Source organism: Wolbachia endosymbiont (group E) of Neria commutata, from assembly GCF_964026735.1.
GTDB lineage: Bacteria > Pseudomonadota > Alphaproteobacteria > Rickettsiales > Anaplasmataceae > Wolbachia.
Map to the genome: position 1 here is coordinate 501,317 of NZ_OZ034692.1, position 17,190 is coordinate 518,506.

Annotated in this window: 12 protein-coding genes; 6 read left to right on the plus strand and 6 right to left on the minus strand. The window is 34.6% G+C overall.

The window, feature by feature from the left end; genetic code table 11:
• Positions 1 to 153: 153 nt before the first annotated feature.
• On the plus strand, positions 154 to 2,964 hold the full coding sequence (gene uvrA, locus AAGD89_RS02660; protein WP_341808729.1) for an excinuclease ABC subunit UvrA: 2,811 nt from the start codon (positions 154 to 156) through the stop codon (positions 2,962 to 2,964).
• A 56-nt stretch (positions 2,965 to 3,020) separates the two neighbouring features.
• Positions 3,021 to 3,635 (plus strand): hypothetical protein, encoded by a 615-nt coding sequence (locus tag AAGD89_RS02665; RefSeq protein WP_341808730.1) that lies wholly within the window; start codon positions 3,021 to 3,023, stop codon positions 3,633 to 3,635.
• A gap of 218 nt (positions 3,636 to 3,853) precedes the next feature.
• Here AAGD89_RS02665 and ubiA read toward each other — a convergent pair whose 3' ends face one another.
• From ubiA to AAGD89_RS02690, 5 genes are all read right to left on the minus strand, one after another.
• Positions 3,854 to 4,711: a 4-hydroxybenzoate octaprenyltransferase gene (gene ubiA / locus AAGD89_RS02670; protein WP_341808731.1), complete on the minus strand. Its 858-nt coding sequence runs from the start codon at positions 4,709 to 4,711 to the stop codon at positions 3,854 to 3,856.
• Between the two features lie 6 nt (positions 4,712 to 4,717).
• Positions 4,718 to 5,161, minus strand: a complete 444-nt coding sequence (locus AAGD89_RS02675) for a ribosome-binding factor A (protein ID WP_341808732.1) — start codon at positions 5,159 to 5,161, stop codon at positions 4,718 to 4,720.
• Complete coding sequence (gene infB, locus AAGD89_RS02680) at positions 5,161 to 7,467, minus strand: translation initiation factor IF-2 (RefSeq protein WP_341808733.1); 2,307 nt, start codon at positions 7,465 to 7,467, stop codon at positions 5,161 to 5,163. Before infB ends, AAGD89_RS02675 begins: the two co-directional genes overlap by 1 nt.
• A gap of 9 nt (positions 7,468 to 7,476) precedes the next feature.
• Positions 7,477 to 9,084, minus strand: coding sequence for a transcription termination factor NusA (gene nusA / locus AAGD89_RS02685; protein WP_341808734.1), 1,608 nt, complete (start codon positions 9,082 to 9,084; stop codon positions 7,477 to 7,479).
• Between the two features lie 88 nt (positions 9,085 to 9,172).
• Positions 9,173 to 12,247: an efflux RND transporter permease subunit gene (locus tag AAGD89_RS02690; RefSeq protein WP_341808735.1), complete on the minus strand. Its 3,075-nt coding sequence runs from the start codon at positions 12,245 to 12,247 to the stop codon at positions 9,173 to 9,175.
• Between the two features lie 178 nt (positions 12,248 to 12,425).
• Here AAGD89_RS02690 and AAGD89_RS02695 point away from each other — a divergent pair, with 178 nt between their 5' ends.
• Positions 12,426 to 13,247, plus strand: a complete 822-nt coding sequence (locus AAGD89_RS02695) for a hypothetical protein (RefSeq protein WP_341808736.1) — start codon at positions 12,426 to 12,428, stop codon at positions 13,245 to 13,247.
• An 81-nt stretch (positions 13,248 to 13,328) separates the two neighbouring features.
• Here AAGD89_RS02695 and purH read toward each other — a convergent pair whose 3' ends face one another.
• The gene (purH, locus tag AAGD89_RS02700) at positions 13,329 to 14,849 is read right to left on the minus strand and encodes a bifunctional phosphoribosylaminoimidazolecarboxamide formyltransferase/IMP cyclohydrolase (RefSeq protein ID WP_341808737.1); all 1,521 of its coding nucleotides are present in this window, start codon (positions 14,847 to 14,849) and stop codon (positions 13,329 to 13,331) included.
• Positions 14,850 to 14,964: 115 nt separating this feature from the next.
• Here purH and dapB point away from each other — a divergent pair, with 115 nt between their 5' ends.
• The 3 genes from dapB (at position 14,965) to yajC (ending at position 17,178) form a co-directional block, all read left to right on the plus strand.
• Entirely contained in the window at positions 14,965 to 15,750 is a 786-nt protein-coding gene (dapB, locus tag AAGD89_RS02705; RefSeq protein ID WP_341808900.1) for a 4-hydroxy-tetrahydrodipicolinate reductase, read from the plus strand.
• Positions 15,747 to 16,505 carry a phosphate ABC transporter ATP-binding protein PstB gene (gene pstB, locus AAGD89_RS02710; protein ID WP_341808738.1) on the plus strand — a complete coding sequence of 253 codons (759 nt, stop codon included), beginning with the start codon at positions 15,747 to 15,749 and terminating at the stop codon, positions 16,503 to 16,505. Before dapB ends, pstB begins: the two co-directional genes overlap by 4 nt.
• 223 nt (positions 16,506 to 16,728) lie before the next feature.
• The gene (yajC, locus tag AAGD89_RS02715) at positions 16,729 to 17,178 is read left to right on the plus strand and encodes a preprotein translocase subunit YajC (protein WP_341808739.1); all 450 of its coding nucleotides are present in this window, start codon (positions 16,729 to 16,731) and stop codon (positions 17,176 to 17,178) included.
• Positions 17,179 to 17,190: the final 12 nt, after the last annotated feature.

Below are 17,190 nucleotides of genomic sequence, written 5' to 3' on the forward strand. Positions count from 1 at the left end.
CGTGGTATTTTAGCTTACTACCCTGCAAAAATGTTGTAAAGGATACTCTGTAGATTTTGCTTTACTAAATAGAATTAACAAAAAATCAACATATCACTGTAAATTCACGTATTTTAAGAGTATAATGGTTGAGTATACTTAATATGACATAATATGGATGATTTTATAAGAGTTAAGGGTGCAAGAGAGCATAATTTGCAAGGCATAGATGTGAATATTCCAAAAAACAAGCTAGTTGTTATAACTGGGCTTAGTGGTTCTGGGAAGTCAAGCCTCGCATTTGATACAATTTATGCTGAAGGTCAACGCCGATATGTAGAAAGTCTTTCAGCTTACGCACGACAATTCCTCAACATTCAGGATAAACCGGATGTTGAATCGATTACTGGGCTCTCTCCTGCAATATCCATTAATCAAAAATCGATCTCAAAAAATCCAAGGTCAACAGTTGGAACCGTTACTGAAATTTATGATTACCTGCGGTTAATATATGCACGAATAGGAATTCCTTATTCACCTGCAACTGGATTACCGATAACAAAGCAAACTGTGTCTCAAATTGTGGATACTATAGTGGCATTACCTTTAGACACTAAAATATATATACTTGCCCCTATTGTGCGTGGCAGAAAAGGTGAACATTACAAAGAGATATTGGAAATTAAAAAGCAGGGTTACGTAAGGCTAAAAATAGATGGTAAAGTGTATAATATAGATGACTTACCTAAGATTGATAAGAATAAAAAACATGATATTTTTGTGATTGCAGATAGAGTGTCAATAACAGACGATATAGGAAATCGCTTACCAAGTAGTATAGAATCCGCATTAAGACTTGGTCATGGACTAATATATGTAGAAATAGTTGAGCTACCAGATGGTCATAATTCTGAGTATAAAAATGGCCAAATTCTGACTTTTTCAGAGAATTTTGCATGTCCTGAAACCGGGTTTACGCTTGAGGAGATAGAGCCAAGGTTATTTTCTTTTAACAGTCCTTATGGTGCGTGTAATCCGTGTAATGGACTGGGTAAAAAACTAGGTATTGATGTAAAACTTATAGTGCCAGACGAAGCGCTTTCAATATCGGGTGGAGCTTTAAAGCCAGTGGGGCAAGCAGCACGCCAAATGCAAACAACTCATGGACTTTTAAAAAATGCAATCTTATCATTGGCTGAAGAACACAAATTTAATCTTGATGTTCCATGGAAGAACATAGATCAAGAAGTAAGGAAGATAATACTTTTTGGCTCTGGTAAATTTCAAGGTTTGGTCAATATATTAGAAAACCAGATGGATTATGATGAAACACTCATTGAGCGGTACTGCTCTATAGCCAATTGTAAAGAATGTAATGGTTTTAGATTAAGGAAAGAAGCGCTTACAGTGAAAATTAATGGTAAACATATAGGCGAAATATCGGCCTTAAGTATCGATGAATCTCTTGAATGGTTTAAGAATTTACCGAAAAACCTTACGGAGCAACAGAAGCAAATTTCAGATAAAATATTAAGTGAAATAATAAAAAGGCTAACCTTTTTAAAAGATGTAGGACTTGATTATTTAACAATTGATCGTGAATCTAGCACTCTTTCTGGCGGTGAGAGCCAAAGGATTAGGCTTGCATCACAAATTGGTTCGGGACTCACAGGAGTTTTATATGTCTTGGATGAGCCTTCAATTGGTCTTCATCAATGTGATAATGATCGATTAATTACTACACTTAAAAACTTAAGAGACATGGGAAACACGGTGATTGTTGTTGAGCATGATGAGGATACAATAATGGCTGCTGATTATGTAATAGATATCGGACCAGGGGCTGGTGTAAATGGTGGAAAAGTAGTGACAGAAGGAACGCCAGATCAAGTACAAAAAAACTTGAAAAGCATAACAGGGCAATATTTAAGCGGGAAAAAAGAAATTTCTGTTCCAAACAGAAGAAAGCGATCAACTGAGCTAATAAAGATATTTAATGCGCATGAAAATAATTTAAAAAATATAGACGTTGAATTTCCTATAGGGAATTTTATTTGCGTCACTGGAATATCAGGGGGAGGAAAGTCAAGTCTAGTTATAGAAACGTTATATAAATATTCAGCATATAAGATACATGGTGTATCTGCGAGATATGGACGATGTAATCAAATAGAAGGGCTGGAATATATGGATAAAGTGATCGAAGTTGATCAATCACCAATCGGCAGAACGCCTGCATCAAATCCTGCAACGTATGTTGGCATTTTCACTCACATAAGAAATTGGTTTGCTGGTCTTCCAGAGTCAAAAGCACGAGGATATAATATAGGTAGATTCTCGTTTAATACCAAAGGAGGAAGGTGTGAGACCTGTAAAGGTGATGGGCATTTAAAAATAGAGATGCATTTTCTTCCTGACGTTTATGTGAAATGTGAACATTGTAAAGGGCGAAGATATAACCGAGAAACACTTGAGGTTCTTTATGAAGGAAAGTCTATATCTGATGTACTTGATATGACGATCGACCAAGCTAGTGATTTTTTTGAGAATCTTCCACTAATAAAAGAAAAGTTGGTTTCTTTGCAAGAAGTGGGACTTGGATATATAAAACTTGGCCAATCATCAACAACGCTTTCCGGTGGCGAGGCACAACGAATAAAGCTCTCCAAAGAGCTATCAAAGCGATCTACCGGAAGAACATTATATATTCTTGATGAACCGACAACTGGGTTACATTTTGAAGATATAAATAATTTGCTAAAAATACTCCATAAATTGGTTGATTTGGGAAACACTGTCATAGTGATTGAGCACAATTTGCATGTTATAAAAATTGCAGATTACATAATAGATATCGGCCCAGAAGGTGGCGTCAAAGGTGGAAGGGTAGTTGCAACTGGAACACCAGAAGAAGTAACAGATATATCAGAGAGTGTAACGGGTAAATACCTTAAGCAATACTTATCAGTGAGTGTAAAGTGTTGACATTATTTATAAATTAAATTACAATAGTTAAATAATCATTAATCAAAGGAGATAATATGTTAAATATATTAGAAAATTTTACGAATCATGCTGAGTATGGAGTTGTTCCTGCTAAGTTGAGAGAAGGCGTTAAAGAACCAAGCTTTTCATTCAACAACAAAGAATTTGCCCCAAAAAATTGCTTTTTTAAATCTGTGCATTATGTTGACAGTGTTGTAGGTCGAGTAAAGGATGTAGTGTTTGGCGTTAACAGAAGCGATTATGGTATAAATAGCAGGACTCATACCATTACTGGTATAATTAGACCAGCTGTTTTTGCATTGACTAATATAGCTTTACAGCCTTTGTATCTTGCTTTTGCATGCTTGTCATATTGGCTAGCAAAGGGGCTAGCAAAAATAACAGATAAGTTTGATCTTAAAGATAAAACAGAATCACTGGTAAATTATTCAAACATGTTATCAAACAAGGCAGAAACGCATAGCAGAAAAGTTGGTGAATTTATTAACAAAACTTTAAGTTATGCTTTCGCTTTTGTTATTTGGACCATTGCATCGCTTATAACACCATTTATTTGGGCTGGTGAGAAAGTAGCAAGTAAGCTTAGCAAAACACAAGCGCCTGAACCAGCTAAAGACGCTAAAATCGGCGCTGCTCCTACAACCCCCTAATTTACACAATAAGTTCCATGGCTTAAATATTGAGCCACGGCATTTGCCGTCAATGGCCAGAATCCTTTCCACAAACTACAGAGTTTATTACTATTTTCCTGCTTAGTTGGGAAACACTCCGTGAATTGCTGATATTTTCTCTTAAATTGATGCCATTGTGTGAACGGTTACGGTAAAAATTTGTGAAAAAATCGCTAAAATAGACCATGAAAGCATTATCACATTAAGATTCTATCGAAAAGAATGCTGAAAAAAATTAGTAATCCAACATAGGAATTATTTTTAAATATGGACATACATTGAGTGGGATCGTCAGGATTAAAATTTTTGTATTGACGGTGAAATATAAATCCTACAGCAAGTAAGGCAATGTAAAAAATGTTGTTTAATGATGATAAGATGCCAGCGTATAGCCATAACATAAGAGTTATTAAATAAAATCTTTTCAACCAAGATTTTGTTGTATCACCAAAATATAATGCAGTCGATTTCATACCAAGCTTTTCATCATCTTTTTTGTCCTGATGGGCGTATATAGTGTCGTAACTAAGTGTCCAAAAAATCCATCCTGCATAAAAGAGTATAGATTCTATAGTAATCTGGTTCTTTATTGCTGCTGAACCCATTAGCGACCCCATATTGAAAGTAAACCCTAAAAACAATTGTGTCCACCAAACATAACGTTTTAATAAAGGGTAAATAGCTATCATACACATTGAAATGATTCCAAGTATAAGCGTAGTTTTATTAGTTAGTAATAAGATTACAAAAGCAATAGACAGTAATAATAAAAGCAAAATCAAGGCCTGCTTTACGTTTAGTGCACCACTTGCAAGTGGCCTAAATTTTGTTCGCTCAACGTGTGCATCTATTTCTTTATCAAAAATATCATTGATTATACATCCAGCAGGTCTCATTAAAAATGCACCTACAGTAAATAAAATAAGGTAAAAAAAAGTATGCCACGACAAAGAAGTTGAAGCTAAAAGAATGCCGCTCAAGCTAGGAAATAGCACAAGCCACAAACCTGTTAAACTATGCATTCTCATCAATGAAAAGTAAGAGTTTAGATGCATTGGTTCTTAATCATTATAATTATGCAATATCTCATTTACATTAACAAAATTATCGAATCCTAGATCATGTTTGAAAACTAATTCAGGTATAAAACGCAAATCAACATAACGAAGTATAGACTTACGTATTGACCATGCAGACTTGTTCATTTCGTTAACAATATAATGAATATCATAATCATCTTGGGGCTCCTCTGATGTCACTCCAGCGTGTGACTGCATATTTCTTTCTGGATCCAAGTAGTCGGCTACTTGGATGATAGGAAGAGGCTCATTCAACGAAGATAAAACAATATAGACATCTGCTTTAGTTAGATCTTTACTTAACTTTACATCAGATACTACTACGTTTTTATTAAAAATTTTACCTTCCATGAAGATTTTAGATATTGCTCTATGTAATACTGATGCTATCTTAAGACTTCTAATTTCTTTTCTCGTATTCTGCACTAGAGCACCCTTTCTTCTTGTACTAATTGATAAGCCTCTAATATATCACCAACTTTAACATCGACATTACCATCAAGCGATACTCCACATTCAAAGTTTACACCTACTTCTTTAACGTCATCTTTAAATCTACGTAGAGCCTTTAATTTTCCTTCATATATCAATTTATCACTGCGCATCACCTTGATCAAAGAGTCTTTTTTGATAACTCCATCACTTACATAACATCCAATAATATTGCCTGCTTTAGATACATTAAATATTTGCCTTACAGATACAGAACCAACACGGACTTCACGTGTAATAGGCTTTAACATTTTAGTTAAGTACATTTTCATATCATCAATAAGTTCATATATTATGTTATAAGTATGTATTTCTACACCTTTCTGTTTCGCCAAATCCCTTATTTTTGAATCTACTTTGACATTAAAAGCTAAAATTACTGCACCAGATGCTTCTGCAAGCAACACATCAGAATCTGTTATTCCTCCTACAGCTTTGTGTAGAATATTTAATTTTACCTGATCTTTACCGAGCTTATCAATTGAACTTGATATTGCTTCAATAGATCCAGTTACATCACACTTTAAAACTACAGATAACTCTTCTATTTCATTGTTATTACGGCTAAATATATCTAAATTATCCTCATCTAAATTTTCTTCTTTTTTCTTAATTAACTCTAATCTGTGTTCAATAATTTCGCGTGCCTGTTTTTCAGAATTTACAACAACAAATTTATCACCAGCATTTGGTGCACCATTTAAACCAGTAACTTCAATTGGAGTGGATGGCAGAGCAAATTTTTCCCTTTGACCAAGATGATTGACCATGTTGCGTACTTTACCATATGTTGTACCAACCACCAACATATCACCGATTTTTAACGTTCCTTCTTCAACTATCAATGTTGCTGATATCCCTTTTGTTTTATCTATTTTAGACTCTATTCCCCATCCGAGTGCTCGACAATCCTCTACTGCTTCTAGCTCCAGAAATTCAGCGACTAACAAAATCGTTTCTTCCAGCTTATCTAAATTGATTCTCTTTTTTGCTGATACTGGTACAATCATTACATCACCACCCAAGTCCTCAGGGATTAGGTCATATTGAGGTAAGCTACCCATTATTTTCTCTACATCACCAGGCTCAGATTTATCAATCTTATTAATAGCAACTATAATAGAAACATTTGCTGCTTTTGCATGATTTATTGCTTCAACTGTTTGTTTCATTATCCCATCATCAGCTGCTACTACTATCACAACTATATTAGTTATGTTAGCACCGCATGCACGCATTGCAGTAAATGCTTCATGCCCTGGTGTATCAATAAAAGTGATTTTTTGCTTACCTTTTGTCATTATTTGATAAGCGCCTATGTGCTGAGTTATGCCACCTGACTCTCTTTCTGCAACATTAGATTCACGAAATGCGTCAAGCAATGAAGTTTTACCATGATCCACATGGCCCATAAAAGTAACAACTGGTGGTTTGGGCTTTTTAGGCAAGTTTTCCCTGCCTTCTACAAAAAATAAATCCTTTTCCTTATCAGAATCACTCACTCGCTTGACTGTATGATTGAACTTTTTTACTATTTCACATGCTATATCTGGATCCACTAAATCGTTTACCCTGTAGCTTTCACCCACTTCTTCCTTTAACATCTTTAATACACGCTTGCTATCTTCTGCCATGCGAATAGATAACTCCCTGACTGTAATTTCGTCTGGTATAATCACTTCCCTTGATATGTTGCTACCTTTGGCGAACTTTGATTTCCTATTTCTGATACCAAATCTTTGCCTAAACACAGGAGGTTGCTCAGCTTTTTCATCTATTGCCTGTGCAATTACCAGTTTTGAATGTTTAGAATATGTATCTTTACTAACTTTTAAGGATTTTTTCTTGACATCTTGATCATCTTCTTTTTGTTTAATTAAATCAGAATCTTCTAAAACTTCCTTACCAATTTCTTCGAGGATAGTATCTGAATCACTATTCTCATCTTCATCATTTTTTTCGACTACTATATCTTCTTCTAATTTACTACTTTTTCCTTTGAGTAAAGCAGCATTTTGTACAGCATTGATTCGGGAAATTTGTTCTTTTTCTGTTAAAGAACCTAATTTACTACTATCAAAAAAATCATGTTCTTCTGTATCATGGGACTTTTTTCTTCTTTTTTTTACTATTGTGGCTCCAGCACTTGAACTAGTTGAAGCACTTAAATCCAGACTCAATTTAAACTTGCTCAAGCCTTGAAGCGTTAATTTTTTACTGCTAATGTCTTCATTATTCATATGATTTTATTATATTACCCCAAGCTTTTTACGAGCTTCCATGATTATTGAGTTTGCTGTATCTTTTAAATTTTCTTTACTATCGGCTAAAGAAGAAATTATGCTGCAAAGTTCATAACTTGATAAATCTGCTACATCTTCTAGCGTTTTAATACCATGCTTGCTAAGGGCAATTTTATTATCTATTGATAAAGGCAAATCTATTACATCATCTTCCATACCTAAGCTTTTTAGCTCTTCAATCTTTCTATCATTTTCTTCTTTCAGATATTTATTTGCTCTACTGCGCAATTCATTTGCGATATCTTCATTAAAACCTTCTATTGAAGCAAGTTCTTTAATTGAAGCATTAGCTATATCTTCTACAGTTGAGAAGCCCTCGGTCACTAACAGTTGACCCATAATCTCTTCTAAATTTAAAGCCTCAGCAAATAAAGCTGAACATTGACTAAGTTGTTTACCTCGTCTTTCTGATTCTTGCTGAGCACCTAATATCTCAATTTTCCACCCGACAAGCGCTGAAGCTAACCTTACATTCTGACCTTTTTTACCTATAGCTAAACTCAATTGATCTTCAGCAACTATTAATTCTATACAATTTTCATCTTCATCAATAATAACTTTTGATACTTCTGCAGGAGTAATGGCTTTAATAACGAATTGACCCAAATCTGAAGAGTAATTTATAACATCAATTTTTTCGCCATTTAATTCGTGTATGATGGTTTTTATTCTATCGCCTTTAATTCCAACGCAAGCACCTACTGGATCAATATTTCTATCAGGAGAGAAAACAGCAACTTTAGATCTTGAACCAGCATCTCTGGCTATAGCTTTAATTATCACTAAACCATCAGAAATTTCTGGTACTTCCTGCTTTAGTAAAGCTTCTAAAAAGCCTTCATGAGTTCTAGAAAGAATAATCTGACGTCCATCGTCAGAGCGTTTAACACTCTCTATATAAGCTTTAACTTTATCGCCTTCGCGAAACAACTCATTACCAATTAAATTACGCAATGGAAGGCATGCCCTAGTGCCATTTATGTCTATAATCAGATCTATATATTCTACTTGTTTTACAATGCCATACCTTACTTCTCCTACTTTATCTTTAAACTCTTCATATTGCTTTTTTAACTCTTCATCTTTCATTATTTGAGCAATCTTTTGCTGGGCAATCCTTGCTGAAGCAAGATCAGTGTTAAGAGAAAGTGGTTCATGAATAATGTCACCAACTCTTACATCCTCTTTTTTAATTAATCTAGCCTGGGAAAGCGTGATTAATTCACATTTTGCATCGCTTGAATTTCTTCTCCCACCAGAGTAACTGTCATTTGATTCATTATCTTCGCCTGACTCATCATCAATAACTTCTAATTTTCTGTGCGCAGCAATCTTGCCTGTATTCCTATCAATATTCACTATAATTTTACTTCTGTTACCATATTTTTGGTGAGCTACGGCTTCTATAGAGCTCTCTAATGCTTTTATTATCACCTCAAAATCTAAACCTTTTTGCTCTGAAAGCTCCCTTGCTGTACTTATTATTCCAGGACTTCCAACCATATTATTCTTGTTACTTTTTTGCTTAACACTGCTTTTGCGATTAGCAATCATATAAATAAATCCAATCTAATTAGTTTATAGTTATAGCTTCAATGAGCGAATAACGCTATCTTAAATATTAAATAATTGCTAATTAAAGTCAAGTTTTTTCATGTCTTTGCATCACAAGCAGTGCAGGTGTGAAAAATAGAGTTAGAGCTGTTGCAACCAATATTCCGCTTGAGATAGTTGTTGAAATGTCAACCCACCACTGGCTTGATGGTGCATCATACGTGATTTGCAGCGTAAAAAAATTGATATTGAGTCTGGTGATCATAGGGATTAAACCAAGAACTGTAGTTGCAACTGTAAGTAATATTGGTCTGACACGTGAAATTGAAGCGTTTATTACACATCGCTTAATGTCATTTTTGTGTACCTTAACTTGGTGATGAAAGGCATCAAGTAATAGTATATTATTGTTTACTATAATCCCAGCAAGTGCAATTATTCCCACGCCGCACATGACGACTACAAAAACTTGTTGAGTAAGAAAGAAAACAAAAAACACACATGTGGTTGATAAAAACACTGCTGTCATTACAATGAATGTATGATATACACTATTAAATTGTGTTATTAATATCAATACCATTAACGTAATTGCCAATATAAAAGCTTGTAATAAAAATGCTCCTGATTTCTGTTGACCTTCTTTATCGCCTTTAAAATCAATCTTTACTCCTTTATCCCAGTCCTGTGCAACCCTACTCTGAATGAATTTAATTCTTTCATCAACAAGATAGCCAGTATCTACATCAGCTGAAATTGTCACTGTACGTGATCCATCAATCCTACTTAATTTATTTATCTTTTTTTCTGGAGCATATTTTACTACGCTGCTCATGGGGTAAGGACCATTTATTGTATTAATGAAGAGACTATCTATGGTTTTCATATTACGATCCTTTCCAGGAAAACGCAGTACAATATCAATTTCTTCATCAAGATGATTTGGCCTATATTTTCCAATGAGTACTCCGCTTGTGACCATTCTTATAAAATCACCTATAGTTGAAATATTTATTCCTGTGTTTATAGCCTTGTTCTTATCAACACTCACATTCCACTCAATTTCAGATGATGATCTGCTATCTTGAATGTTTATAAATCCAGATGAAGGTTGATTCATAATTTTTAGCATCTTTTCTACTGCTAAATCCAAGCTGGATGCATTGCCACTGAGGTTAATTTGTATTGGCTTGTTAGCCGACGGCCCTGCCTTTTCTTCCTGAACATCAATTATTATTCCTTTTATATCCTGCATGCTACTTCTTATATCGTTTAATATGTGCTTGGCTTTGCGTCTGAAACGCCAATCCGTAAGTTCTAATTGAATTTTGGCAATAACATTATCTGAAAATGCTCCTGATCTGGAATAAGAAACATCAATTTCTTTTTCAACGTTTAAAATACGCTCTTCTACTTCTTTGAGTATTTTATCTTTCTCTTCAACCGAAAGGCTTTCCTTTGCTCTAACACTAACTAGGATATTATCCGGGTCCACTTTCGGAAAAAATTCTACACCGGGACCGAAGCTAAAATATAATACACTAAATGAAAACAAAACAGATATGACAACACATACAAATTTTTTAGGATGATTTAAGACCTTCTCTAGCATGCGTACGTAAGCTCTTATTACTGGTCCAGCATTTTTTATCTCACCACTCTCTATGGCATTCATTTTTTCAATTTCTTCTTTTGAGGTTACTGATGGCTTACCAAAGATTGCACCAAGTGTTGGTATAAAAACCAAAGCCATAATGAGCGACCCAGTTAAAGTTAAAATTATTGTAATTGGTATATATTGCATGAATTTTCCCACAGTATCAGGCCAGAACAACAGAGGAAAAAACACTGCCAATTTAGTCAACGTTGACGATAGGACTGGGTAGAACATATCATGCACTGAAGTATGAAAGGCTTTCACTTTATCCATGCCAGCAATCATCTTTCTATCAGCGTATTCGCTGATTACAATTGCGTCATCAACCAGCATGCCAACAGCCATAATCAAACTAAAGAGAACAACTATATTTAAAGTAATATCCAAAAAATAAAGAGCTATTATGCCAATTAGAAAAGAACCAGGTATCGAAAGTGCCACAAGAATAGCTATTCTTGTTCCCATGGAGAACATTATTATGACCAATATTAATAGCACAGCGAATATTATTCCATTTTCCAGGTCATCGAGCACATCACGTACGTTTTTTGACTGGTCATTTAAGTACACCACTTTTAAATTTTCAGGTAATTGATCTTTTGCCTGATTCATTAAATATTTTACTTGATTTACTGTATCTATTATGTTTTTTCCGTTGCGTTTTGAAATTTCTAACACGACACTAGATAGTCGATTAATGCGCGCAAATCCTTCGTGATCCTCAAACCTAGGGTACACTTTTGCTACATCTTTTATTCTCAGAACAGCATCACCTTGAGATCTGATAGGGATGCTCATGATCTCTTCTATGTTTTTCAATAACCCTGATATTTTAATTGAATATTTACCTGTATCATTTTCTAGTGATCCAGCTCCCACTAACCTATTATTGTTTGATATAGCGTGAAATATTTCGCTTGATTGAATGTTGTATTTTGTTAGGACTGCAGGTTCAACTATTACTTCCACTGTCTCTTTACGAACGCCTGCTACTTCAACTTTTAAAACATTAGGTAATGATTCAATTTCTTTCTTCAACTTACGCGCTATTTCAGTTAAAGCTCTTTCTGGCAGACTACCAATTAAGCCAACATTTAGTATGGGAAATAGACTCAAATTTATTTCATTTATTATCGGAGATTCTGCTTCAACAGGTAACTTTGCCTTTATGTTTGAAAGCTTTGAACGAACGTTATCGAGCACTTCTTTATTATCGTACTCTGTTCCAAATTCGAGTATCATATGAGCGCCATCATTAGTTGCAAAAGCTTTCAATTCTTTTACACCTTCGATAGACCTTAGTTCATTTTCTATTGGAAGCACTAATAGCTTTTCACTATCTTGAGCAGAAATCCCAGAAAGTCCAACGAACACGCTGATTATAGGAATTTGTATGTCAGGGTTGCTTTCCCTTGGCATTTTTACATAAGCGTACGAACCGAAGATAAAAATTACTATAAGCAATAATATCACCGCCCTGTTTCGCTCTATAAGTAAGCTCTGCATGTTGAATGTTAACTGAATATGCGCGTTTGTACAATATTATAGTTGAGATACATTGCATATTAATTAACCCTTATATAATCTTTAAAATTTCACGTAAAGAAATTAATATTTCCACAAAGTTGCAATCATAAGAAAATTTACGTATAATAATACTAGGTATAGTGTTGGGTAGGTTATTATGGTGAAGGTTTTAAACAATATGATACAAGGTAAGGGCAAAGTTATTGCTGTTGCTATTGCTATCGCTTTAGTAGTTACAGGTTTTTCAGCTCTGGTGATGTTAACAGCCATTAGTATTGTTATGAAAATAGCCATTATCGCTGTTGTTGTTGCTGCTGTTATATTTACTTACCTGGGACTTTCAATACCTTCATTTATTAAGAAATTTCGAGCTGAGAAGAATGATGTTTCCGCTAAAACTGAAGAGCAACCTGACATTTCGGAAGATGGTATAGACCCAGGATATGGCACTGAAGATGATCCTGAAGAAGAAGAAAAAGAAAACACTGTAATATCTGCAAAAGAACAGAAAGAGACTGAATTTCAAAGACAAGAAGATTTAGCAAACGCAAGAGAATGTAAACGAATGGAGGAAGGATCACTTGGTGGCTCCATAAATGCGCTTGGTGATCCGATTATTAGTGGGCCAAGCAATGAAATTCCCGCAAAAATTGTTATGAAATCTCTACCTGATAGTATGGATTTGTACGGCAATGAACTTCCTGATCAAGTTATATGCACTGAAAACAGTCATCTTGTACTTGGAAGTCAAAAACCCAAGCAAGCTAGTTACGTACCAATGGAATCTCTACCTGACAGTATGGATGTATTTGGTAATAAACTTCCTCATAATAAGGTACAAGCAGATAGTCCAAGCACTTGTATTAATATGAATTCTAATCCTGAACAACGCACACAGAAAAAATTATCTGCTGCAGAGTGGCTATCACAGAATGCACCATGGGTATTAGAGCAGAGCTCAGTAAGAAGGCCAGCATAACTCACCATGGAATAGGATTAGCGTGGTTGAAGTTGTCACGTACTTTTTGCCACTCACCTCAAATGAATGCTCTATGGTACTCTAATGAAAAAAAGTACGAATACCAGTAAAAAACATAGCAATTTTACTTTCATTTGCAGTTGCTGTTACTTCTTGATCCTTCAATGAACCGCCAGGTTGTATTATTGCTGTAATTCCATGCTTTGCACTTTCTATTATGCTATCTACAAAAGGAAAAAATGCATCTGATGCGAGCACTGCGCCTTTGCATTTCTCACCTGCTTTTTTTATTGCAATATTTACGCTATCTATTCTACTTGTTTGCCCTGCACCAATGCCAACAGCACACCCATCTTTTGCTATGACTATTGCATTGGATTTTACATATTTACATATTTTCCAGGCAAAAATAAGGTCTGCTTTTTCTTTTTCTGTTGCAGCACATTCTGTTGCTTGGGTAATTTCTTCTGATTTTATCTTGTAATTATTATTTTCTTGTATCAAAAATCCCCCAATAACATTTTTAATTTGATATTCCGCATTTTGCCGAAAAGATTTGCAAATAATTACTCTTAAGTTCTTCTTTTTTTGCAAAATCTTTAGCGCCTCATCATTTACTGATGACGCTATTACTACTTCTAAAAATATCTTATTTAATTCTTCCGCGAGTTTTAAATCTATTTCTTGGTTAAAGGCAACAATGCCACCAAAACTGCTTACTTCATCACATGATAAAGCTTTTTGATATGCTTCCAACGCATTATTACCAATTGCAGCTCCGCACGGGTTATTGTGTTTTATTATTACCGCTGCACATTCTTCAAATTCAGAAATTATGTTAAGTGCAGACTCTATATCTACTGTATTATTATAACTTAACTCTTTTCCATGTATTTTTTTGAGCGGGTATTGGGTGGATTGATTACTATAAAATGCAGCTTTTTGGTTTGGATTTTCACCATATCTTAACTCTTGCGCTTTATTGCCATAAAGCGTAAAAAACTCTGGCAACTCATTACTTTCATTCTGAGATAAAAACCAACTATAGATATTAGAATCGTAGTGTGCGGTAAGAGCAAATGCTTTAGTTGCTAGGTGCTTTCTATATTCTAGCGTTGTTTCATTGTTATTTTTTATCATCTCAGCTTTTAATGTTTCATAGTCTTGAATGCTAGAGACAACTAGAGTAAAACGAAAATTTTTCGCTGCAGCTCTGATTAGCGCCACTCCGCCAATGTCAATTTGCTCTATGATTTGCTCTTCACTTGCACCGCTATTTACCGTATCAAAGAATGGATATAAGTTAGTTATAAGCAGGTCTATCGGTTCAATATTTAGATCCTGCATTTCGGTTTTATGTTTTTCTCTATCACAAAGTATTCCGCTATGAATTTTAGGATGTAAAGTTTTAACCCTACCGCCCAATATCTCTGGAAATTGTGTATAATCTGAAACTTCCTGCGCTTTTATTCCAGCATCAGACAAAACTTTATATGTATTACCTGTTGAGAGAATCTCTATTTGTTGCTGCACCAGAAAGGAGGCAAGGTCGATTATATTTGTTTTATCATAAACCGATATTAAAGCTCTTTTGATTTTCATCTTATGTAGAAAGTTTTTTAAGATTATATCAAAGAAAAATGTATTTGGCTATCAAACTTCTCTTGCAGCCTTATTACAAAAAGACCTAATATGTTTAATGAGTACAAAAAGCTTTATGAAAATCAGAATTGGAGTTATAGGCTGCCTTGGTAAAATGGGTAGGACAATCATAAATGAATTGATTACAAATGATAAAGTAGAAATAGCAAGTGTAGCGGCACGTACACATATCGGTTCAGACATTGGCTTTATTTTAAGTTGTAACTCTGGTATAGGAGTAAAAATTACAAATTCTATTAACGATGTATTTAAATCATCTGACGTAGTGATAGATTTTACAACTAAAGAATGTATGTTAGAATGCCTTATAGCAGCTGCGCAGTTTAAGAAACCGTTGGTTAGTGGCACAACTGGAATAGAAGGTATAGATTTAAAAGAGTATGCTGCTAAAGCTCCGATATTGTGGTCAGCAAACATGAGTGTTGGAGTTAATGCATTATTAAAATTGGTAAAAAAGGCTGCTGAACTTTTAGGGAGTGAATATGATATTGAAATTTGGGAAATGCATCACAATTTAAAAAAGGACTCTCCATCTGGGACGGCTATAGAGCTTGGTAAAACGATAGCTGATACTTTTAAAATGGATTTTCACATTAACCACCACTCGAACAGTAATTCAACTACAAGAGAAAAAAATAGTATAGGTTTTGCAGTATCCCGCGGAGGTGGAGTGATAGGAGATCATAGTGTAATGTTTGTGAATTCAGGTGAGCGAATAGAATTAAATCATAAAGCAATTGATCGTAAAATATTTGCCAGTGGCGCTATTCAAGCAGCAATATGGCTATATGAAAATAAAAGAGAAACGCTAGGACTATACTCAATGCAGGACGTAGTATGAGCGATATACACGCTTTCGTTAAAGAGCTTAACCTTTGGTATGGCGCTAAACAAGTTTTATTCGATATAAGCTTAGATATTTATAAGAAAAAAGTTACTACTTTCATAGGACCATCTGGGTGTGGCAAATCGACATTGTTGCGCTGTTTTAATCGCATGAACGACTATGTGCCTGGGTGCAAAGTTACAGGTGAGCTAGATATTGATGGACTTGGTAATATATATGCACGAGATATGGATGTTGTTTTGCTCAGAGCAAAAGTGGGCATGGTATTTCAAAAACCAAATCCTTTTCCAAAATCAATATACGACAACGTTGCTTATGGTCCAAAACTGCATGGTATGGTAAAAAATAAACAGAAACTAGATGAAATTGTGGAAAATAGCCTGACCAAGGTTGGCTTGTGGGAAGAGTTGAAAGATAGACTCAAAGATAGTGCACTTGATTTATCCGGCGGTCAACAGCAGAGATTATGCATTGCACGCGCAATTGCAGTGAAGCCAACTATTTTACTAATGGATGAGCCATGTTCTGCACTTGACCCAATGGCAACCAGTGCAATTGAAAATTTGATACAAGAGTTAAAATTAAGATTTACCATAATTATGGTAACTCACTCGATGAAACAAGCTAAAAAGCTATCTGATAGTGTAGCTTTCTTTCACAATGGCAAAGTTGTTGAATCTGGAAGCACTCAAGAAATATTTGAAAATGCGCAATCTCCTTTAACACAAGAGTATATTCTTGATCATTAGGGTCGTACGCATTCGTTCATGCGTGTAGCAATTTTGTTGTCAAAGCTTGTCTGTGCTCCTCAAACCAATCGGCTATAACATGAATTGTTGTGAACTACCAAAAAATGAGTTAAAAAGTACATTGCAACTATTTTCTTTCATTATAGGTCTGTACTTGATATGATGTTATAATTAATACTTAAATAGGTTTGCTTAAGTTAATTGTTAATAGATAGGATTAAATATGTTGATTTCTGAAGTTTTTGCAGCAGATGCAGCTGGTAATGCATCAAGCGTCGGTGCATCTTTCGCCAGCTTTGTTCCATTGATTTTAATATTTGTAGTATTTTATTTTCTTATTATTCGGCCACACCATAAAAAACTAAAAGAACACAGAAAAATTATAGATCAAATAAAACGTGGTGATACGGTAATTACTTCTGGAGGCATCTTCGGTGAAGTTAACAAAGTTGATGAAGTAAATGCACAATTAATAATAGAAATAGCGCCAAAAATTGAAATAAAAGTCTTAAAATCTGCTATATCTGAAGTCTTAAACAAAGAAACCCAAAAAATAGTAGTTAAGCCAATTGACAAAGACAAAACTGAAATTGAAAAGGAGAATAAAAAAGATAAAAATAAATCAGAGGAAGGAAAAAAGAAAAAAGATGATAAAGGCAAAAATGCCTCATAGCTTTAAAAAAAC